Source organism: Atlantibacter hermannii, assembly GCF_009907385.1.
Classification (GTDB): Bacteria; Pseudomonadota; Gammaproteobacteria; order Enterobacterales; family Enterobacteriaceae; genus Atlantibacter; species Atlantibacter hermannii_A.
The window spans coordinates 1-21,658 of sequence record NZ_JAAATR010000040.1 but is presented as its reverse complement, the minus strand read 5'-3'; the positions used below and the strand labels follow the sequence as shown (position 1 = coordinate 21,658).

23 protein-coding genes are annotated in these 21,658 nt (G+C 46.3%); 9 read left to right on the top strand and 14 right to left on the bottom strand.

Features of this window, described 5'->3' with window-relative positions:
- Both GV764_RS11820 and GV764_RS11815 read left to right on the top strand, forming a co-directional pair.
- A partial coding sequence (locus tag GV764_RS11820) for a hypothetical protein (RefSeq protein WP_236651869.1) occupies positions 1–818 on the top strand: 818 nt, incomplete at its 5' end.
- 294 nt (positions 819–1,112) lie between these two features.
- A complete protein-coding gene (locus GV764_RS11815) occupies positions 1,113–2,516 on the top strand; it encodes an ISNCY family transposase (RefSeq protein WP_000125668.1) in 1,404 nt (467 codons plus the stop codon).
- Between the two features lie 32 nt (positions 2,517–2,548).
- Here GV764_RS11815 and arsH read toward each other — a convergent pair whose 3' ends face one another.
- Positions 2,549–3,253 (bottom strand): arsenical resistance protein ArsH, encoded by a 705-nt coding sequence (gene arsH, locus GV764_RS11810; protein WP_000130816.1) that lies wholly within the window; start codon positions 3,251–3,253, stop codon positions 2,549–2,551.
- Between the two features lie 86 nt (positions 3,254–3,339).
- Here arsH and GV764_RS11805 point away from each other — a divergent pair, with 86 nt between their 5' ends.
- Genes GV764_RS11805 through arsC form a run of 3 tightly spaced genes read left to right on the top strand, consistent with a single transcriptional unit; the run spans position 3,340 to position 5,433 of the window.
- Positions 3,340–3,660 carry a transcriptional regulator gene (locus GV764_RS11805; RefSeq protein WP_000941305.1) on the top strand — a complete coding sequence of 107 codons (321 nt, stop codon included), beginning with the start codon at positions 3,340–3,342 and terminating at the stop codon, positions 3,658–3,660.
- A 45-nt stretch (positions 3,661–3,705) separates the two neighbouring features.
- Positions 3,706–4,995: an arsenic transporter gene (locus GV764_RS11800; RefSeq protein WP_000922628.1), complete on the top strand. Its 1,290-nt coding sequence runs from the start codon at positions 3,706–3,708 to the stop codon at positions 4,993–4,995.
- A gap of 12 nt (positions 4,996–5,007) precedes the next feature.
- Positions 5,008–5,433, top strand: coding sequence for a glutaredoxin-dependent arsenate reductase (gene arsC / locus GV764_RS11795; protein ID WP_000065802.1), 426 nt, complete (start codon positions 5,008–5,010; stop codon positions 5,431–5,433).
- Positions 5,434–5,492: 59 nt separating this feature from the next.
- Here the strand turns inward: arsC and GV764_RS11790 are convergent, their stop codons facing one another.
- From GV764_RS11790 to GV764_RS11755, 8 genes are all read right to left on the bottom strand, one after another.
- Positions 5,493–6,320, bottom strand: coding sequence for a universal stress protein (locus tag GV764_RS11790; RefSeq protein ID WP_001066652.1), 828 nt, complete (start codon positions 6,318–6,320; stop codon positions 5,493–5,495).
- 18 nt (positions 6,321–6,338) lie between these two features.
- Entirely contained in the window at positions 6,339–7,817 is a 1,479-nt protein-coding gene (locus GV764_RS11785) for a SulP family inorganic anion transporter (RefSeq protein WP_000927306.1), read from the bottom strand.
- 491 nt (positions 7,818–8,308) lie between these two features.
- Positions 8,309–8,584: a hypothetical protein gene (locus GV764_RS11780; protein WP_000864986.1), complete on the bottom strand. Its 276-nt coding sequence runs from the start codon at positions 8,582–8,584 to the stop codon at positions 8,309–8,311.
- A gap of 140 nt (positions 8,585–8,724) precedes the next feature.
- The gene (locus tag GV764_RS11775) at positions 8,725–8,922 is read right to left on the bottom strand and encodes a hypothetical protein (protein ID WP_001371914.1); all 198 of its coding nucleotides are present in this window, start codon (positions 8,920–8,922) and stop codon (positions 8,725–8,727) included.
- Positions 8,923–9,908: 986 nt separating this feature from the next.
- Positions 9,909–10,166, bottom strand: a complete 258-nt coding sequence (locus GV764_RS11770) for a hypothetical protein (RefSeq protein ID WP_000637193.1) — start codon at positions 10,164–10,166, stop codon at positions 9,909–9,911.
- A gap of 73 nt (positions 10,167–10,239) precedes the next feature.
- On the bottom strand, positions 10,240–10,554 hold the full coding sequence (locus GV764_RS11765; protein WP_001005009.1) for a hypothetical protein: 315 nt from the start codon (positions 10,552–10,554) through the stop codon (positions 10,240–10,242).
- Between the two features lie 47 nt (positions 10,555–10,601).
- Positions 10,602–11,498 (bottom strand): hypothetical protein, encoded by an 897-nt coding sequence (locus GV764_RS11760; RefSeq protein ID WP_000975181.1) that lies wholly within the window; start codon positions 11,496–11,498, stop codon positions 10,602–10,604.
- A 2-nt stretch (positions 11,499–11,500) separates the two neighbouring features.
- On the bottom strand, positions 11,501–12,016 hold the full coding sequence (locus GV764_RS11755; RefSeq protein WP_031942328.1) for a thermonuclease family protein: 516 nt from the start codon (positions 12,014–12,016) through the stop codon (positions 11,501–11,503).
- Positions 12,017–12,230: 214 nt separating this feature from the next.
- Here GV764_RS11755 and GV764_RS11750 point away from each other — a divergent pair, with 214 nt between their 5' ends.
- From GV764_RS11750 to GV764_RS11745, 3 genes are read left to right on the top strand one after another with little or no spacing between them, the layout of a single operon-like run.
- The gene (locus GV764_RS11750; RefSeq protein ID WP_000833382.1) at positions 12,231–13,658 is read left to right on the top strand and encodes a DNA cytosine methyltransferase; all 1,428 of its coding nucleotides are present in this window, start codon (positions 12,231–12,233) and stop codon (positions 13,656–13,658) included.
- A 60-nt stretch (positions 13,659–13,718) separates the two neighbouring features.
- Positions 13,719–13,886: a hypothetical protein gene (locus GV764_RS21985; protein ID WP_000220758.1), complete on the top strand. Its 168-nt coding sequence runs from the start codon at positions 13,719–13,721 to the stop codon at positions 13,884–13,886.
- 22 nt (positions 13,887–13,908) lie between these two features.
- Complete coding sequence (locus GV764_RS11745) at positions 13,909–15,228, top strand: DUF1173 family protein (protein WP_000078514.1); 1,320 nt, start codon at positions 13,909–13,911, stop codon at positions 15,226–15,228.
- A 279-nt stretch (positions 15,229–15,507) separates the two neighbouring features.
- Here GV764_RS11745 and GV764_RS11740 read toward each other — a convergent pair whose 3' ends face one another.
- The 3 genes from GV764_RS11740 to rcnR all read right to left on the bottom strand — a co-directional run bounded on the left by GV764_RS11740 (position 15,508) and on the right by rcnR (position 18,266).
- Positions 15,508–16,713, bottom strand: coding sequence for a coiled-coil domain-containing protein (locus tag GV764_RS11740; RefSeq protein ID WP_001572381.1), 1,206 nt, complete (start codon positions 16,711–16,713; stop codon positions 15,508–15,510).
- Positions 16,710–17,528 (bottom strand): DUF4942 domain-containing protein, encoded by an 819-nt coding sequence (locus GV764_RS11735; RefSeq protein WP_000193209.1) that lies wholly within the window; start codon positions 17,526–17,528, stop codon positions 16,710–16,712. Before GV764_RS11735 ends, GV764_RS11740 begins: the two co-directional genes overlap by 4 nt.
- 465 nt (positions 17,529–17,993) lie before the next feature.
- Complete coding sequence (rcnR, locus tag GV764_RS11730; RefSeq protein WP_000019951.1) at positions 17,994–18,266, bottom strand: Ni(II)/Co(II)-binding transcriptional repressor RcnR; 273 nt, start codon at positions 18,264–18,266, stop codon at positions 17,994–17,996.
- 122 nt (positions 18,267–18,388) lie between these two features.
- Between rcnR and GV764_RS11725 the strand changes: the two genes are divergently transcribed.
- Positions 18,389–19,504, top strand: coding sequence for a nickel/cobalt efflux protein RcnA (locus tag GV764_RS11725; protein ID WP_001572377.1), 1,116 nt, complete (start codon positions 18,389–18,391; stop codon positions 19,502–19,504).
- Positions 19,505–19,761: 257 nt separating this feature from the next.
- Here the strand turns inward: GV764_RS11725 and GV764_RS11720 are convergent, their stop codons facing one another.
- Together GV764_RS11720 and pcoS are read right to left on the bottom strand one after the other, a co-directional pair.
- Positions 19,762–20,196 carry a hypothetical protein gene (locus GV764_RS11720; RefSeq protein ID WP_000723070.1) on the bottom strand — a complete coding sequence of 145 codons (435 nt, stop codon included), beginning with the start codon at positions 20,194–20,196 and terminating at the stop codon, positions 19,762–19,764.
- 217 nt (positions 20,197–20,413) lie between these two features.
- A partial coding sequence (gene pcoS, locus GV764_RS11715; protein WP_139496126.1) for a copper resistance membrane spanning protein PcoS occupies positions 20,414–21,658 on the bottom strand: 1,245 nt, incomplete at its 5' end.

The following is a 21,658-nucleotide window of genomic DNA, read 5'->3' as shown; positions in this document are numbered from 1 at the left end:
ATATAGATATTATGAATATTCACGAAAAGTTAAAGCGTTGGATGTGTATTACTCAAGAAGATAGTGCTATTCTTGATTATCTTAATGCTGAGTTAAAAAAAGCTCAATCCTTGAGCTTGAATAATGAATCAAACAGATTGTTTTTATACAAAACAATTTTACTAGCCCATTTAAAATATATTCAAGTCATTAATTTACTTACAAGAGGTGATTTTTATGAAGCATGGGTAGAACTTGAAAGGATAGAAATAGATTTAATACATATTAAAGAAAATAATGAGTTTCTGCCTGAGGTTAATTTCTATGGTGTTAACTTCTTAGCGAGAATGGTATGTAATTGGCAGGCGTTATTCCCATATAAAATCTTCGGTAGTTCTCGTGAAATAATAAAAGAAGTGAAATGTTCAGTATGTAATACAACCCGTAGTTTTATTAATGATTGTGGTCATGTTAAAAATAAACTTTATAATGGAGTTCTTTGCTTTGATGAAGTGATCGATTTTGAATTAATTACTTATGACATAGTTAGTAATCCCGTTAACAAATGTAGTGTTTTTTTCTCCAATGATGGTGATCATTATAACTATTCAACTTTAATTAGTGTTGTCAAATACATACAATCCCCACATCAAATTTTCAATATTACGACCTGGAGATTTAAGGCGAAAGAACATGATGGAGTATTATCGCCAGAAAATATTTGTCCATGTGGAGATTCTTTAAAAAAATATGCAGATTGTTGTTTGCCACGTAATGGTATTTATAAAAAACATATAGATATTTGGTTTCCCTTCCCGTTGAATGTAGAACCTATTTAGAACCAGATATTCAATAACTAAAGATCCCGTTGACACAGATATTTCCATATTAAGATGTTTTCGTTATATTTTTATTCCAGTCTTTCATATTTAACTTTTGCTTTATTAATTGGTTGAGTGGGATAACGCAGCAGTCACATTAATATGATTACATAGGCTGAAAGTGCCCTTTCTATCTTGCACAAAGAGGTGACATTTTAAACTTGCTTTGACATAAGTTGTAGTAGCAAAGTTGTAATGTCCGATAATGGCTAAGTTAAGATGTCCGGCGTGTATAATCAAGTAAGGATTACCATGACGGCTCTCGCAGCGGAGTTTTTCACATTGGATGAAGTTAACCGACTCAAAATCATTCAGGATGTCATCGACCGGCGTCTGACAACACAAATGGCAGCTCAGCGGCTTGGTATCTCCGACCGTCAGTGCCGTCGTCTGCTTGCGCGTTATCGTGAAGATGGTCCGATTGGCATGACCAGCCGCCGTCGTGGTAAATCCAGTAACAACCAGTTGCCTCAGGGACTGGCCGCATACGCGCTGAACATTATTCGCGAACGCTATAACGATTTCGGTCCGACGCTGGCCTGTGAAAAACTGTCTGAGGTGCACGGTGTTCATCTTTCCAAAGAAACCGTCCGTAAGCTGATGACTCAGGCCAGTCTGTGGGTCCCACGTAAGCAACGTGCGCCAAAAATTCAGCAACCTCGTTACCGCCGTGCCTGTGCCGGTGAACTCATACAAATCGACGGCTGCGACCACCACTGGTTTGAAAATCGGGGACCTAAGTGTACGGCACTGGTTTACGTTGATGACGCAACCAGTCGTTTAATGCAGCTTCTTTTCGTGAAATCTGAGTCTACTTTCACCTATTTTGAAGCGACCCGGGGCTATATTGAAAAACATGGCAAACCGCTTGCGCTGTACAGCGACAAAGCCAGCGTATTCAGGATCAACAATAAAAATGCAACCGGCGGCGACGGCGATACCCAGTTTGGCCGTGCGATGCATGAACTGAACATTCAGACCATTTGTGCAGAAACCAGTGCTGCCAAAGGCCGCGTTGAACGGGCGCACCTGACGCTTCAGGACCGACTGGTCAAGGAGCTCAGGCTCCAGGGCATCAGTTCCATGGAAGCTGCGAACGCATTTGCCGAAGAGTTCATGAACGATTACAACCGTCGTTTCGCAAAAGCGCCTCGCCAGGCGTTTGATGTTCATCGGGAACTGGATGTCGATGACGATCTTGATATGGTATTTAACTGGCGTGAAGCTCGTAAAGTGTCGAAATCACTCACAGTGCAATACGACAAAGTCCTTTATCTGATTGAAGACAGCGAATTCAGTCGTCGGGCGATTGGTAAATACATCGATGTCTGGCATTACCCGGATGGACATAAAGAGCTCCGGCTTAATGGCGTATCACTTCCCTACTCCACCTATGACAAGCTTTCTGAAATCGATCAGGGGGCCATTGTGGATAACAAACGTCTGGGGCGGGCCCTGGAAATGGCGCAGCTGGTCCAGGCCGAGCGGGATAATAACCGGTCGCAATCCGTACCATCCGGAGACGGCCCTTCTCGCAGGCGTAAAGCTCCCACGACGAAGAAATCCCAGCGTTCCCTGGATCAGGACGATATGTTCAATGCCCTGGTGAAACTTCAGTCACGCTCTGAAGAGATATTTGGGAAGAAACCGATTTAAAGCCCGGTAATCCATCCGGGCATGCCTGGCTGTCAGATTTTGGCCTGATTGACCCGTGCCGCGAGCTCCTGATGACTCTCTTTCCTTTCGCTGTAGCGGTCGGACAGGTAGGCTGTGTGCCCTTTCAGGAGTAACGTCATTTTGAACAACTCTTCGGTAACGTCGACAATCCTGTCATACCAGGGTGAGGGTTTCATGCGCCCTTCATCATCAAATTCCTGCCATGCCTTTGGCACTGACGACTGATTGGGGATGGTGAACATCCGCATCCAGCGGCCAAGTATCCGCATCTGATTGACCGTGTTAAACGACTGTGAACCACCACAAACCTGCATGACGGCCAGCGTTTTACCCTGGGAAGGACGAACAGCACCTTCACTCAGGGGTATCCAGTCAATCTGGGCCTTCATCACCGAGCTCATGGCGCCATGTCTTTCCGGAGAACTCCAGACCATTCCGTCACACCACCTGACCAGCTCGCGGAGTTCAAGCACTTTGGGGTGACTTTCGGGCGCATCATCGGGTAACGGCAGACCGGATGGGTTAAATATTTTCACCTCAGCCCCCATCTTTGCCAGCAACCGCCCGGCCTCTTCCGCTGCAAAACGACTGTAGGACCGCTCTCGTACTGAACCGTACAGGATGAGAATTCGCGGCATGGTTTCGTTGTTGCCCGTAAGTTTGCTGGCAAGCGCATCATCAAAATAAGCCGGTTCGATTGCTGGTAAGTCGGTCATAAAAAATCTCCATTTCATAAGCTATGCTTTAAAAGTTATCACATATGAAATACCATATGTATTGTTATTTTTTTACGAGGTTAAGCATGCTACAGCCTGTTCAGCTTTTTAAACTGCTCGCCGACGAGACCCGTTCAACTATCGTGATGCTTCTCAGGGAGTCCGGTGAAATGTGCGTCTGTGACATCTGTGCGGCAACCGCAGAGTCTCAGCCAAAAATTTCTCGCCATATGGCCCTTTTACGTGAAGCCGAGCTGGTCATCGACCGTCGCGAAGGAAAATGGGTGCATTACCGACTGTCGCCACACATGCCAGCATGGGCTGCGGGTATTATTGATACAGCCTGGAACTGTGAACGAGAAAACATACGCAACAAGCTCAGTAGCGTGGCATCTGTCTCCTGCTGATGGCGATATATATATCCGAATAAACAAATGTGAATGGAGTTTCTGATGTTACTGGCTGGTGCTATCTTTTTATTCACGCTCGTCCTGGTTATCTGGCAACCCAGAGGGCTGGGGATTGGCTGGAGTGCCTCACTGGGCGCAATTCTGGCATTGCTGACTGGCGTCGTTCATCTGGGGGATATTCCGGTGGTCTGGCAGATAGTGTGGAATGCGACCGCCACCTTTATCGCCGTGATCATCATCAGTCTTCTGCTCGACGAATCCGGCTTCTTTGAATGGGCCGCGCTGCACGTTGCCCGTTGGGGGAATGGCCGGGGGCGGCTGCTCTTCACCTGGATCGTCCTGCTTGGTGCGATGGTTGCGGCACTGTTTGCCAACGACGGTGCGGCACTGATCCTGACACCTATCGTTATCGCGATGCTGCTGGCGCTGGGATTCAGCCGGGGAGCAACCTTAGCGTTTATCATGGCCGCAGGGTTTATCGCTGACACGGCAAGCCTGCCACTGATTGTCTCAAACCTGGTGAATATCGTCTCGGCGGATTTCTTTAAGCTTGGTTTCTCAGAATATGCCGCCGTGATGGTCCCGGTTAACCTGGCCGCGATTGCGGCTACGCTGGTGATGCTGCATCTGTTTTTCCGTAAGGACATTCCCGCCGTTTACGACGTTTCTCTGTTGAAAGAACCGAAAGACGCTATACGTGATGTGAATACCTTTAAAACCGGCTGGCTGGTTCTGGTGTTGCTTCTGGTGGGATTCTTCGGACTGGAGCCGCTGGGCGTACCGGTCAGTTTGGTCGCAGCCGCTGGTGCATTGCTTCTGTTTGCTGTTGCGAAAAAAGGGCATGCCATTAACACCGGTAAGGTGCTGCGTGGTGCGCCCTGGCAAATCGTTATCTTCTCGCTGGGGATGTACCTGGTGGTCTACGGCTTACGAAATGCCGGTCTGACCCACTATCTCTCTTCCTTGCTGAATCAGCTGGCAGAGCAGGGATTGTGGGCGGCAACGCTGGGTACGGGCTTCCTGACGGCCTTCCTGTCATCAGTGATGAACAATATGCCGACCGTGCTGGTCGGGGCGCTGTCGATTGATGGCAGCACAGCGACCGGTGTTATCAAAGAAGCGATGATTTACGCCAACGTCATCGGCAGCGACCTGGGGCCAAAAATTACCCCTATCGGCAGTCTGGCAACGTTACTGTGGCTGCACGTTCTGTCGCAGAAAAATATCAAAATTACCTGGGGATATTACTTCCGGGTGGGCATTGTCATGACAATCCCCGTGCTGTTTGTCACGCTTGCAGCACTGGCGCTTCGTCTGTCTTTCACTTTGTAATGAGATACTGATATGAGCAACATTACCATTTATCACAACCCGGCCTGCGGCACGTCACGCAATACCCTTGAAATGATCCGCAACAGCGGTACAGAGCCGACCGTTATTCATTATCTTGAAACCCCACCATCACGAGCTGAGCTGGTAAAACTCATTGCGGATATGGGGATCACGGTACGAGCGCTGCTGCGTAAGAATGTCGAACCTTTTGAAGCGTTAGGGCTGGCGGAAGACCGCTTTACTGACGAGCAGTTAATCGATTTTATGTTGCAGCACCCTGTTCTGATCAATCGCCCTATCGTGGTAACGCCGCTGGGTACCCGGCTATGCCGCCCTTCTGAAGTCGTGCTGGATATTCTTCCCGATGCGCAGAAAAGCGCGTTCACGAAAGAGGACGGTGAGAAGGTAGTTGATGAAAAAGGTAACCGGCTGAACTAAACGTGTTCTTGTGACGAAGGGCGAGAGAACTCGCCCTTTTTTATTTAAGATAATCAGTGCTAACGGAGGATAAGAAGCGGTTGTTGCGTCTTTTGCAGCATTTCGGAGGTATGACTACCGATAAAGAACTGCCGCAACCTGGAATGACCGTAGGCCCCCATCACTATCAGATCGACAGCATTTTCCTCGGCGTAACGAATAAGCGCGTCCCCGACTGATTGCCCGGTAAGATGTGTTGTGCTGTTTTCTATATCCGCGTCACGTAAAATTTGCTGTGCGGTCAGCAGCTCTTCCTTCTTACCGTTTACCATGACAAGGTGGCACTCCAGCCCCCTGAGTAAGGGACTCATCGTCAGACGTTCCAGGTTACTCCTGCTTTCTTCACTGCCATCATAAGCCAGCATGACTCTGGAAGGCACTGAGTAGTTCTCCGGAACAACCAGTAGGGGTTTCTTTTGCAGACGAATAACGCTTTCCAGATGAGAGCCTACCGGATGCTGGCTACCCCGACGCCCCAGCACCATGAGACGAAGGTCGCTCAGCTCTGCCAGAACTTCATCCGGTGTACCGTGTTTTTGCATCAAAAGCACATCCGGGCTTCCCTGTTTTTGAAGCAGTTCAGCACAACTTTCCAGTATTGCTTTCCCCTGGGCCATCAGCAGGCGATTACGTTGCCCTTCAATTTCTACCAGCTCATCGGTCAGCAATTGCTGACTGTCTATGCCGAGAGTGCCGGTCAGGTCTGACACTACCGGGGTGCTGTCTTTTTCGATAACGTGCAACAGTGCTAGCTGTGATTGCAAAGTGCGGGCTGCCCACGCCGCATATTCACACACTGACCGCGTTGAAAGTGAACCGTCCACACAGGCTGTAACAGTATTATTCATAGTTTTCCCTCCAGTCTGTTAATGACCGCCCATCAGTTTTTCGACTTCTTCAGGTTTATCGTGAACACCAAACCGGTCAACGATGGTGCGGGTGGCTTCATTCATCCCACGTATTTCAACCCCGGCGCCCTCTCTACGGAACTTAATGACCACCTTATCCAGGGCGCTGACGGACGTGATGTCCCAGAAATGGGCATGTGAAACGTCTATCACCACATTCTCAATCGCTTCACGGAAATCAAAGTGGCTCGTAAAGCGGTCTGCTGATGCAAAGAATACCTGGCCGGTGACGGTATACGTCCGGCTCGTCCCCTCCAGAACTGAGGTTACACGCATGAACCGGGATACTTTAGTGGCAAAATTGAGCGAAGCAATCAGTACACCGGTCAGCACACCGAAGGCCAGATTATGTGTTGCCACCACAACCGCGACGGTGGCAAGCATGACCACGCTGGTTGAAAGGGGGTGTGTCCGCAGGTTGGCAATGGAGCGCCAGGAGAATGTCCCGATGGAAACCATAATCATCACCGCGACCAGCGCTGCCATCGGAATTTGGGAGACCCAGTTGCGCAGGAACACAATCAGGCAAAGCAGCACCACGCCCGCCGTGAGGGTTGAAAGTCGTCCGCGTCCACCGGATTTTACGTTGATAACAGATTGCCCAATCATCGCGCAGCCTGCCATTCCTCCGATAAAGGATGTGCAGATGTTCGCGATGCCCTGAGCTTTGCACTCCCTGTTTTTGTCGCTTGGCGTGTCGGTCATGTCATCCACGATAGTGGCGGTCATCATCGACTCAAGCAGGCCAACCACCGCAAGCCCCGCAGAATATGGCAGGATGATGAGCAGCGTCTGAAGATTTAAAGGCACGTCCGGGAGCAGGAAGACCGGCAGACTGTCGGGAAGTTTCCCCATATCCCCGACGGTTCGCACATCCAGATGCAGCCACATGGCAATCCCAGTCAGCACCACGATGCACACAAGCGGTGAAGGAATGGTTTTGTTGATATAAGGGAAGAGATAGATGATCCCCAGCCCTGCCGCAGTCATGGCATAAACATGCCATGTCACATTGGTCAGCTCAGGCAACTGGGCCATAAAAATCAGTATTGCCAGTGCATTAACAAACCCTGTGACCACTGAGCGTGAAACAAAACGCATCAGCCCGCCAAGCTTCAGATATCCGGCTATCAGCTGGAATACCCCGGTCAGTATGGAGGCAGCCAGTAAATACTGTAAGCCATGATCTTTCACCAGCGTCACCATCAGGAGAGCCATTGCACCGGTGGAGGACGAAATCATCGCCGGACGTCCGCCAAAGAAGGCCATAACGAGAGGAATACAGAACGCCGAGTAGAGGCCCACCTGGGGATCAACACCGGCGATAATGGAAAAGGCGATCGCTTCTGGAATGAGTGCGAGCGCGACAACAATACCGGCCAGAACGTCACCACGGACGTTACCCAGCCAGTCCTTACGCGTCGAGGACAGCAACATAGTAATTTCTCAGTTTTTAGATACAGTCAGCCCTGGAGGGCTACATTTTTACGTACGGTAAAGCACATCCGCAGACGGGATGTTATTGAGTGCGTGCTGAGGCTTGCTCAGTACGACAGAGGAAGGAAAAACTCAGGGTGGCGTAATACGCATAGCGGTTGTCAGATTCTCCATAGCGGATGTGTATATATTGTCGGCTCTGTTGTCAGGAAGAACTTACAGAACACGTCGCGTTTGAACATGAAACACTTCAAAGCAGCCCAATACTACAAATAAAGCGAATACGGGGTCAACCCAACAAGGTACTCAAACGAAGAGGTTAAGATGCGATTTTTATCCAGGAATTCAATATTATCAAAGGACATTTGAACTTTGCCCCACCCCGGACATCTCTACTTAGCTTTGACATAAGTTATTGATTCATATGTGGTTATTTTTTAACATTTACGTTTCACGTACTGATAGATTGCCTTTGAAGCCAACGCTGACCGTCATTCATCTTGATCAGGAATTTGGGCATCTTCTAAAAACACCTTTGTACGGTAATCATCTTTCCAGCCTAACCAAACTGAATCTTCACCACCGGAAGAAACAACTTTACGGTTTCCTGTGAGATTATCAGCCTGTTCTAAGCATATTGACTGCATATCAATGAGCAAATCAGCTTCTGCGACTTCCGTGCCGCCGATCGTTTCATAGCCGGAAATCAGAACAATTGCCTCAGGGTCTCTTTCGTTCAGCATGGCGATCAACTCTTTCACTTTCATTTTAAGATACCAGTAGTTTATTTGTGTGCATTGCTGATGGATTTTATAGTGCTGCCGACCTTTTTCAAGGTGCTTCCGTTGCTTCCAACGATCATGCTAACGACCTTGTTGTCTGACCTGGTATTGCCGTGGTCATCCTTTTAGAGAAATGCTCCAAAGATCAACATGGCGGCATAGGTTTTCCAGCTTGACCAATCAATCGTGGAACCAAGCAACAGATAGAATGCCAGGGCTACCAGCCCCAGCTTTACTACTAGCGCGATTATTATGGTGAAGATAGACTCATCGCGTTCGCCTTTAAGTATTTTATACCGCGTAATTAAACTGTCGTTTTTCATGTAGCATCCGTTATAGTTATTAAAGTCCTGCATTAGAAGTTGTTATTTGCCGAAGTTACCTTGTATGAGTTAACTGTGGATCCAAAAATACAAAATATAAGCTGTGCCAATTGAAAGGATTAGAAAAGCACAGTTACTAATAAAATCTACTAATGCTTGTAGCTTCTTTATTCTCACAATTGCTGGACCGTGTTCAGTAGAGGTACTACTCAGCCCTTTTGTTCTGGCACTCTCTGCTTTTCTGAAAAAATTGTAATGCAATCCTGACCGCAAGCAAAACCATGCCAAACCAGTCGTTATTACGATATTTATGTAGAAAGCATATTGAATCATTTGTTCAGTTTCGAAGCTTTCCATTGAAAACCCTTTGTTGAAATGTTGAATAAAATTATTTTTAGTAAATGTAAGCAATAAATAGAACGAATATTAATAGTGAAAGATGCAATGCCAACATCTGCTTATGATGCCTTATGAGGATTTCTTCCTTCGCATTCATTAAATCGTACATCTCATCAATATTTTTATTGCTGGTATATTCGAGACGTTCATCACGAAGTAATTTGAACTTTACCAATACGACAAGTGATTTAATAATAAAGCTCGTAAGCATAACAGTTATAGACAAAAATAAAAAATAGGCCAAATTCATATATCACTCCATGGAGATTAATAGAAAAATTTATAATAAGTAATCTCATAGAGCATTACTTGAATCTTCTTCCCATACTAAGGACTCACCGAGAAACTTAGTTAAAGATGATTTGGCATACTGTGGTTCGGAAAAAAAACGTGGGAACCAGCCGTCAAAGCTTTGGGTACCATTGTGACGATTTTCAGGCGAGACTGATAAGCGGTACCCGTCTTCGTAAGGTGAAATGCTAAATGTGTATCCATCATCTGTCTTTGAGATCAGCGTTTTGCATGTCATATGACTGTTTGCTCACAAAGTTACTTTTCTAAGATATCGAAAAGTGTGGATTAGATCATCATTCAGATAGTCTTTTCATCACAAACTTTCCTGCCCACATTATCACAATTATAAAGGTAATAAAACCGATCTGCTCCCAACGTAAATTGGTTTGCTGTTCGGAATCATCCAAATGAATTGCATAAATGTAACATCCGAAGGTAAGCGTGAGTGGAACAACAAGCATCCCTACCTTTTTAGTAATATTTCCAATAAACCACCAATAAAGAACCCAGGAAATAATAGAAGAATAAAAAATTGCTTCTGAAACTATCATATGTAACCTCTTGAATTAGTCGATGCTGTGGGTAAATAAACCCGGACCGTCAAATGATGCAATTGCAAAATATTTAGTAACCATGAATCCTTCGGTTATCTATTTCAGCCATGTATGCAGTAGGCTTTTTTAAGAGATAGATTGGTGAAACGACATTCGTTTTGACTTTATAAGCCAGAATGAAAACACCTGCGGAGCTTGCCATAAGTACCGCAAGAAGAATAGATACCGTTAACTCCTTTGGTGTTTGTATCACCGAAAGAAGAAACAATGCGCTTATGGCTGCAAAAATCCAGCAATATAATGATGCATCCATAAAACCAGCTACAACACTCGATCCAAAAAAAAACCAAAATAAACTTATTAAGATTACTGAGTTTTCATTCATGTCTGTTCCTTGTTATTACTAATTATATTATGCTTTATAGTTGACCGTCAGACTACCCACGGGTTTTGACGAACAAAGTCACGCACTCCATTTATACATGCTTTTGAGATGACTTCAAAATAAGGATGGTTTGATGGAATCATATTCCCGGTATTATCAAGAAGCATAATAGTCCCTAAAGACCGAACCAGTTGATATTCATTGAGCTTACGCTTTAGCAAAGTTTGCAATCTATAAATTGTCTCACCGGAACTGTTACCTTCGATACCTACAACAGAGACCGTACAGTTCACTTCCTGATTATCAGATTGATAATCGAACCAGTAATTTTCGTTGCAATTTCCTTTTTGCGCATGCTCAATTTTGCCAGGCCATTTTACCCATAAAGAAGAGTTGTTTTTAGATCGTAAGATCTGCTTCAGCGTTTCCAATGGATTTTTTTCATCAACCTCAGACCAGGCCGAAATAAATTCTTTCTGCATTGCCTTAGGGTCTATAACGGCAATGAAATCAAATTCCTCTTTATTGATAGAGTTGGCTCGATCTTTGAGATAAAACAGACCGAGTTTATATCCCTTTTCACTTTTCCAGTTTGCTCCCACAGGCTGATAGTCTGTATTTATAAACGGTTTGAAAGTGTGAGTGTCGGGAGAAAAAATTACTGAGGGTGCCAGCACCCGGCCTCGGTATCGTATTGGATTTACAAATATTTTTTCCCCGTCACATAACATTTCAATAATTGCTTTTGTCACAACTACTGAAATAGAAGGTCTACATGTATTTTGATTTATTTCCCCGAGGTGCGCCAAACTTCCATCCTCACTCTTCAACACCTTTGTAAGGCAAGTCGGGCAATACTGTTGATCTCTATAATAAACAGGCATGGTTAGACGACCGGAATCGTTTAGTACCAACTGAAGTAACGGATGAGGCTCTTTCATCATGGTTATTTCTTCCCTTTCACCTTTCTGGGCTTTTCGTTTGCCTGTCTCCACTGCCATGGTGGGACAGGGTTGGTGTCTGCCCATAACCCTTTTGCCTCCTTTTGTGCTGCGGATTCATATTTGATATAGCCAGGGACAATGGCGTTATCTTCGAACCGATAAACCCACGCATATCCACTGTCCACCATAGAGGCATTGATATCATATCCATCTAACCAGATGGTACCTAACATACGGCCATAGATATCCGTACCATGGTCTATCACGGTAACGATTTTAGTTGCTATAGCTGTGGTTAAGGCCTGTTTTGCTTTTTGGCCAAAAGCCTGTTTAGATTCAGGAGCGTCTATACCATACATCCGTATTTTGATGGTTGTGTTTTGAGCATCCAACGCAGTTATGGTGTCACCGTCAACAATCTTAACCACCTTTGCCTCAAAAGTTGTTGAGTTCCCCCAGGACGCCACTGGGAATACAACAATCATGATGGGCAAAAGTAACTTTGTTAAAAAAAACATCATTTCACCTTGATTTGTTGAGTACAGACATGTATCCACAAGCCTATTTACAGGCAGTATTTTAACAAGTCATTATTTCATGGGCGGGCTTAAAACCAATCTTTTTGCAACTTAAAGGCAGAATAATCACAATAAATTTAGAACCTGAACCAAAAAATAATCCAAATTAAGCGTGTTAATCTATCTCAAAGATATTATTCCTGAGAGAGTTTGGATGAAACGTTACACTCATGATCTTGAGACAGACCTGAATGATGTGGATAAAACACCATCTCTGATCCACAAAACTTTGTTAACAGCTTCGACCATTTATGACCTGAAATATCTGGCTCAGGTATTAAATGATGAAAATGGCAGTAATTGGTCCCGTGCATCCCTTAAACGTCAGGTTACATGCATACCTGAGCATTGTGAGCTGAGTATCGCAGATGGACGCTATCTACAGACTTTAATACCTTCACGACCTGCTGATTATGAGGACAGGCACTTTAGCTTTATCGATCTGTTTGCAGGGATAGGTGGACTGCGAAGCGGATTTGATGCCATCGGTGGTAAATGTCTTTTCACGAGCGAATGGAATACTTATTCCAGCCGTACTTACCGGGCGAACTGGTATTGCGATGAGAACGAGCACCGCTTCAATTCAGACATCCGTGACATCACTCTTAGCAACCGGCCCGAGGTTACTGATGACGAGGCATACAAATTTATCGATGCCTCTATCCCGGATCATGATGTTCTTCTTGCGGGATTTCCATGCCAGCCATTCAGCATCGCCGGTGTCAGTAAAAAGAACTCTATGGGTCGCAAACACGGTTTCGAGTGCGACACTCAGGGTACGCTCTTCTTTGATGTGGCCAGGATCATCCGGGCAAAACAACCTGCAATTTTTGTTCTGGAAAACGTAAAAAATCTGAAGAGTCACGATAAGGGTAATACCTTTAACATCATCATGAAAACGCTCGATGAGCTTGGCTACGACGTCGCAAACAGCGAAAGCACGGGCGCGGATGATCCTAAAGTCATCGATGGCCGTCATTTCCGACCCCAGCACCGTGAACGTATCGTCCTTATTGGTTTTCGCCGCGACCTACGTCTGAAAGACGGTTTTACTCTGAGAGACATTAAAGACTTTTATCCGGACAAGCGCCCTTCTCTCTCAGATTTACTGGATCCGAGCGTAGATAGTAAATACATCCTCTCCCCTAAACTCTGGGAGTACTTATACAACTATGCAAAGAAACATGCGGCAAAAGGCAATGGTTTTGGTTTTGGACTAGTAGATCCTTCCAATGTTAATAGTGTCACCAGAACCCTCTCAAGCCGCTATATGAAAGACGGATCTGAAATTCTTATTGATCGGGGCTGGTCTCATGAACTGGGAGAAACTGATTTCCATAACACATACAACATGGACCGTCGGCCACGCATGCTAACGCCACGTGAATGCAGCAGGCTAATGGGCTTCGATAAACCCGGGGAAAGTGTTTTCCGTATCCCTGTGTCCAATACACAGGCTTACAGACAGTTTGGGAACTCCGTGGTCGTTGATGTCTTTGCGGCCGTCGCCAAACTGCTGAAGTCACGAATTGAATTTGCAGCCTCCCAGCGCTTGCGGCAGTTTTACGACGAAGTCAGCTGACCTGAGCTCCTTCATCAATTTAAATGCTTAAGATTGTTGTAATAATGTCAGAGGTCAACCATGACGTATTTCGAATCAGCTGAAGGTGAGACGGTATCTAAAGAACGAGCATTACAAGAACTGTCCAGGCATTGCGTTCCCGAAACAGATTTCGAAGAATTCTTTAGCGACATGGGCGTAAAGGAACAGTATGACGCTCAGGAAGTGTTGCTCTGGTTGGGATATTAAACTTCCTGTTTAGGAGACTACTATGAGCCAAAAATTCGCAGTGATGATTGCTTACGACGACGATCCAAACGTCAAAAGGTATTCACCTGACTTTCAAACGCAGGATGAGTTTGCTAAAGGGTGGCAGTCGGCTCTTAAAAAGGCACACCACACCTCAGGTCAAAAATCAGTCATCACCTGCGGATGTCGTGGAAAAGGAGAAAAGCGACTTTATGTTCGTGCTTTACCGAACGGTGATGCCTTTATTCTCGTCAAAGCCGCTAACACGGGCATTGAGCATGATCCTTCCTGTGTATTCTTCTCCCTTGATGCCCGGCATACCGGCCTGAAAGGATATGCGAGTGGTGTGGTCCGGATTACAACCGAAGGTGATATGGCTGTAAGGCTCGGTATCGGTATGACAGAGAAAGATCCTCCTGAAAAATCAGAAGTGCCTCCCCTGCCCCATGTTCAGCGACCAGAAGGAGGTCAGGCCTCAATGACCCTCCTGGGCTTGCTTAGTCTTTTGTGGACAGAGTCTGGTCTGAATGTCTGGTACCCGAAAATGGCAGGGAAACGTAACGATTCACTGGTACGGTATCGTCTGCTTGAAACCGCTAAACAAATTCGTACCGGCAGAGCCTGCATAGGTGACCATTTATTCATTGGTGTACCTGACCCGAAACAACCTGTCGCTCAGTCGCAAATTCAGCGTCTTTCATCACAGGCGATGAGTGATAAACGTCTCATGCTCCTGTCAGTTTTACCTCGCTACGATGCTGAAAAGCATGAGAAGCCACTTAAATTTTTACCCCTGCGGAATTTTGGGGGGCTACCGCTGATTTTTTTCAATTCAGAAGTCCATTGGGATAGCGTAAAGAAACGATTTTCATCGGAGTACGCAGCATGGAAATCCGGGGCGAAAATAGTTGTCTTTGCGTTGACGTCACCAGCTGCGGTAACCGGCAGAGGCCCTTCTGTAAGAGCTCATCAAATTGTGCTGATGCACGTTAGCGAGAACTGGATACCTCTGGACTCCTCCTATGAGGCGGTTGTTGCAGAAAAGCTGGATGCAGAGCACCGGCAGTACGTTAAGCCCATGCGTTATGATGCGAGTATTAGTGAGGTGTTCCCTGACTTCTACCTGCTCGACACAAAAAGCGATAAGCCGTTCCCGATGGAAGTATTTGGTATGGCCACTCCTGCTTATCTGGCCCGAAAGCAACTCAAAAAAGATTATTACAACCGTGAATATGGGCCTTATGGATGGTGGCACTGGGATGCGACCACAGCATCTGAAACTATGGTGCTGCCTCATTTTCCAGAATCACGCAAACCTCTTTCAACTGACACACCTGCTTAAAATGGAGAAAAAATGTCCTACATGCTTTCGCTAAGCGAACAGACAAAACTGAACGCTTTCCTGTCAGGGATCCTAGATGATTACAAGACTGGGGTTATCACTCAGATACAAGCTGTTGGTAGAATCGGTAACGTGTTTTCTGCTCTGGAAAGTGGAGACTCAAAAAAGGTAGTGCATTTGTTGACTGAAGGACGAAAACTCCTGCGGACGGGCTGAATGTCCGCAGAAGTTCTTATGTGCCAGGGGATGCAGAGAAGTGTATCAACCTGGCTTCATTTATCATGATGTTTTTCTGCTACGCGGCTGTTTTGACTTTCCAGTACCTCCCCCTGCCATTGCACCAGTTAATGTATCAATGGTGCCTTTCAGGGATTCTGAGATTGTTTTCTCCGCCTCCAGGGTAGCTTCCAGCTTCATTACTTTGGCCTGGAGCGTTTTGAGTTCATTGCTTTGTTCAGCCACTTCCGCTTCATAGCCCTGGCTGACCAAAGTTACTTTATTCAGGTCGGCGCTCAGCGACTCGTTTAGTTTATGGAGTTCAGTAAGTTCGGCATTCACCGCCACCAGGTCACCCTCTTTCCCGGACAGTGCACTTTTCAGCTCAGTACAAAGGTTCTGTGCAGCAATCAATTCCTGTTCAAACCTGTCCCTCTCTGCCTTTGTATCTGACACAGTCTGACTTAACTGGTCGCATTGTCTGGAAAGACCGGCGTTATCAGAACGCTGCGTGTTGATCTCTTCGTTCAGCTTTTTTTGATATTCAAGGTGACCAGCGATCTCTGTTTTACGTTCAGCCAGTTGCTGGGAGAGTGAGTCATTTGACTGCTGTGCGAGGCTCAATTCATGCCGTGTGCTATCTAACTGGTGATGGCAGGTTTCGAGTTCTGCTTCGGCAACATTCAGCCTTGTTTCTAACTCCTTGACGGTACTGTCCCGGATCTCTAATCGACCCTGTAGTGCCTGATTCTCAAGTTTCAGCTCATCCATATCGGTAGCGCTTTGCTCAAGCCGCTGTAACAGCTGCGTTACCTCCTCCTCCAGCTGCATGCTACGTGCTTCAGCTTTTTTAACACTATCATTCTGTATTGCGGTATAGCTTCTACGGTAGTGCCAGGTGATGTACGAGATAATATCGCCGAGTGCAACCTTTACCTCATCGGGTATATCCAGGTAACGGGCCTCTTCAGGAACCTCTTTAACATACTTCTGGTACTCCGCGAACATCTCCTGTGACCTTGCAAACGAGCCGCCAACAGCGTTTCTGAGCCAGTGAACTTTGAAGCTCAGATCGATATTTTCCGGGTTAATTTCTTTCTCTTTGCACAGACGTTCGATTGCATTGAAGTAATCGATCATCGCGATAGATGAGTACCTTGAACGACCCATTTCCTTTGATTTTTCAGTGGATTCGCTGCGGATGTCATTCTGCACCTCTGGCGGGGTAGCATCGTTCAGGCTTTTTTCTTTATCATTTTCAATCATCATTTTTTTCCTGCGGCCGGAAGCTGGTTTGCAAAATATATGCTGATAAGATCGTTCAGAGCATTCAGAAGCGAGATACTGTCGATGCAAATATGAACGTTTCCATTCTCAAACAGGCGACACCGCCAGCCATTCTCATCACTGACCTCGCCTGTGAATTCTGTATTTCTCATGGCCGTCAGCCTGTCGACCATACTCAGCCCACCGCCGGTTGCAGGTGTTGGAGTATCAGAACAGATGCATACAATATTCTCAAAGTCGCGTAAACAAAAGTGATTGTCCTGCGAGAAACCGTTGTACCTCAGCACGTTCACACCAGGAAAAATCCCCCGAAGAACAAGCTTTTTTGGCATTGTATATTGCCTGGCATTGCTTTTGAAACTTCGGTCAAGCTTGTTGAGAACATCAACGAAACCTTCTGCAAGGGTGTCTCGTCTGTTAGCCAGTGCATGCTGTAATGTTCCCTTAACAATCTCCAGGGAAGCGACGGGCGGATCCGTACGAAGGGATTCGTTAAAGGCTTCTTTTTGCTTATGGTTCCAGTACCGGTCCATACCTGTTTCTTCAAAGAGCCTTTTCCACGTTTTACGGTCAATTTCCTTACGCCCCTCCTCGATGGTGCGATCCAGTGACGACGGAAGACCAAATGCGTTGGGCTGCATAATTCTGCTGGTGAAGAGAGAGAGACCGCACAGTTCCGACGCTTCCGAGATTAACCGCATCCCTTCTTCGAATTTCTGCATGGCCATATCCCGGGCGCTGATGAGCTGCCCTGTCCGGCTCGCCGGTACTGGCTCAGAACCCTGGTTTTGAGTCATTTTACACTCCATTTTGGTATGTCAGAACATTTTGATTTGAGCAAAGGTAGGTGTACACAGACATTAAAGTTGTCTCCTTTAACATGAAAAAGACTTTAAAGTTGTCTACTTCTTCAGATAGACCTACTTAACAGGATACTAAGTAGGTCATCTCCTTTCTCGCGTAGCATCTCTCGACGTTCACAGCAGAGGACACGTTTCAAAATGTCATCCAAAATTTTTTTCCATTATCTGACGTTGGGTGATTTTGATGGTCAGCGAGTAGAGGCTTTAACAATGTGGGTTGCCCTGAGCAAAGTAAGGGAAGTAGATGTACCAGAAATGTACGCGTTGCCTTGCATGAAGGGGGGCATCTTAAAGCTCATTGATTAAACAAACTCACTATGCCGCTACAAACAGCCCAAAACCGTCACTTGATAACGTGTTATTTAGATAAATTAATGCTCAGGGCTTTTAGCCAAACTGTCACTTGATGTAAGAATCCAGAACCTTCAGCACAACGTCCAGGTCTTCTTCTCGTTTCTGTTCTTCACTTTCATGAACAATATGTTCAGTCAAATGTCCTTTAATCACTTCACGCAATAAACCATTCACGGCACCACGTATGGCGGCTATTTGTTGCAGTACAGCGGCACATTCGTGAGGTTCATCAAGCATTTTTTTCAGCGCAGCAACCTGCCCCTGGATCTTGCTTGTACGTGCTTTCAGTTTTTGTTTATCGCGGATGGTATGTGACATGTGGGCTCTCACTCTCCTGGATATTTTATGTAACTATACCAGCGTTATTCTACTGGGGGGTAGTATATTTTACTGGGGGGGAGTAGAATCCGGCCTACACTTAATAACCAAGAATGATTCTCATGAACGAATTTACGACACTTCTTCAGCAAGGCAACGCATGGTTTTTCATCCCCAGCGCCATTCTGCTTGGCGCGCTTCATGGACTGGAGCCCGGGCACTCCAAAACAATGATGGCAGCATTCATCATTGCTATAAAAGGCACCGTACGTCAGGCCGTGATGCTGGGTGTCGCGGCAACATTGTCGCACACTGCAGTCGTATGGCTGATTGCTTTTGGAGGGATGTATATCAGTAATAAATTTACCGCAGAATCAGCCGAACCCTGGCTACAGATGGTCTCTTCAGTGATCATCCTTGGTACGGCTTTTTGGATGTTCTGGCGAACCTGGAGCGGTGAGAAAAACTGGCTGGAGGGAATGCAGGAGAATGAACATCATCACCATGACGAAACAAGGTTGATCGATACTGGCCATGGAAAAGTTGAACTGTCCATTTTTGAAGAAGGACAACTTCCCCACTGGCGGCTACGCACTCTTAGTGGCCAAAGATGGGCTTCTGAAGATATCTCATTAACCACACTTCGGGAAAACAGTACGATCTCTCAGACTTTTGAATTTGTTGATCATGGTGATTATCTGGAGTCAACATCTCCCATCCCTGAGCCTCACAGTTTCAACGTACGTCTGTCTCTGGGACATCGTGGTCATGTCCATGACTATGATGTGGCGTTCGCTGAACACGACCATGACCATGACCACTCTGAGCTTGATGGGCTGGATGTGAATTCGAAAGAGTATCAGGACGCTCACGAACTGGCTCATGCCAATGACATAAAACGCCGCTTCGACGGGAAAGAAGTAACCAACGGGCAAATCCTGATATTTGGACTGACAGGAGGGCTTATCCCTTGCCCGGCAGCTATAACTGTATTGTTGATCTGCCTTCAGCTTAAAGCGCTTACGCTGGGTGCCACACTGGTTGTTTGTTTCAGTATCGGCCTGGCATTGACCCTCGTAACGGTTGGAGTGGGTGCGGCGATCAGCGTTCGTCAGGTCGCCAAACGCTGGAGTGGCTTCAATACCATCGCCAGAAGAGCCCCCTATATTTCAAGCGCCCTGATTGCTGCTGTTGGGATTTACATGGGTATACATGGCTGGAATGGGCTGGTGCATTAACACCGGTACTGATGACACACACTCTGGGTACTTACAAAGTACATCCTAAGCGCCACCGTTGAGGTTATGAGCAGAAAAACCCGGAATATAAAGCTGCTCTTTCCGGGACTTGTTGCTGAGGCAGGGATTAAGTAACTGATTAAATCCATTCCCATAAGACTCAATGATAAATGAAAGAATAAAAAAAACGCTCCCGGACGGGAGCGTAAGCCAGTGACTTCGGCGTCAAATGAGGGTCTAACAAGTGGAGCTGCGGGTTAATTCTGGGTGATCTGGCTGCGATGCTTTTCAGCCTGCTGCTGATGAATAACGGAAGACTGACCATTATTCGCCTTCTCGTGCACAACAGCGGCTTTTTCATGCTCGTTCATTTCTGAAAATGACGTTGCTGATTCGTTGGTGGCCCCTGGTTTGCCTTTCATCATTTTTTTATGCATCTCCGCCATGTCCTGGTGGGCAGAAGCGTTGCCGTTTTGCATCATTTCATGGGACATTGCAGCCTGATCGTGTCCGCTCATATCCATCATTGTCATACTGTCTCCCTGAACAGCGCTTTTTTCAGAGGTTGACTGCATCTGATGGGCGGGTGCCTGGGCATTATTTACCTGGTCATGCATGTTCATTGTCTCTGCAGCCATGGCGGATGAAGCGACAGCCATAATGGCAACAAATGATACAAGGATCTTTTTCATGGTTGGGTCTCCGGTGTTTTCATACCCAAACAATCAACGGCTTATAACAGAGAAAGCATTTGATCTCAGGGCGGGTTATTCATCACTCCAGGAACCAGGCGATTGCGTTATCACTCTGCTCCTGATTTATGTATGATTATAAAAAACCGCCTCTGTTTATCGCGTGACTGAATGATGACAATTTTGTCACCTTCCAGGTTTCTCCTGAAGAACGGGATTAATCCATTAACAGGCGCACACTGAACACAATTTCCCGCCCCTGCTGTTCTGCTGACAGCTCGCCGCCATGAGCATGAATGATCGACCTTGTAATTGATAATCCCAGCCCCGCGCCTTCCGTGTTGTGGACCCTTGATGAATCAGCTCGATAGAACCGATCAAACAAACGTTCCAGATTAGCGGGAACCTGGCCGGACATCGTATTCGTAATCATCACGTTCACACAGTCACTGTCACGCTCAAGGTGTATCGCTGTACAGGTGTTATCGGGAGAATACTTGATTGCATTGGAAAGCAGGTTACTGAAAGCACGTCGCAGCATATCGCTGTCTCCGGCAACAACGCCCTCTCCTTCAACGGTGATTGTCTTTCCTGTTTCGTCTGCCAGAGGCTCGAACAGCTCACGTAATTCATTCAGTTCGGCGGCCAGATCCACATCATGTTTATCCAGCTGCAGCAGACCATGCTCTGAACGTGCCAGAAAAAGCATATCACTGGTCATTCGTGACAACCTTTTCAGTTCTTCCAGGTAAGCGAATAAGATTTCGCGGTAATGCGAAACATCCCTTTCCTTAGCCAGTGCAAACTGCGTCTGCATCATCAGATTACTGACCGCTGTGCGCAGCTCATGCGCGATGTCAGACGAGAAATCTGACAGTTTCCGGAATGACCCCTCCAGGCGATCGAACATGTTATTGAACTCCTGCATGGTCTCAGAAATTTCCGGCGGAGCCAAATCGGGATTAAGACGCTGATCCAGGCTGTGTACGGTCATGGAGGAAGCCAGACTGGTCATTTCCCGTAGCGGTTTCAGACCAATACGTGTGGTCAGCCAGCCCAGAAAAACAGAAATAAAGACCAGACCGATATTGAACCAGAACAGCCAGGTACTGAGCTTATCCATAAACAGGGTGTGATACCCAGTATCCGTGGCAACCGTAATGATGACATGTTTGCTTTTACCCTGTTCCGGCGTCACGGCAACCCGCCGCGAGATACTGCGGTACACGGTGTTATTTTCTTCCGTCTGGATCATATAGTCGAGAATATCACCCGACTTATTAAGCAGGACCGCTGGAACAACAGAATTTTTGGCATAGAGTTCAACAATTTTTTCATTTTCCATGTTTTTTATAGAAATGAATAAACCATTGTGCCCTACCATCGCATCGTTTATTTTTTCTGATAATGACTTAATATCCGTTTTGTTCCGGGGTAATGACTCCAACTTATTGATAGTGTT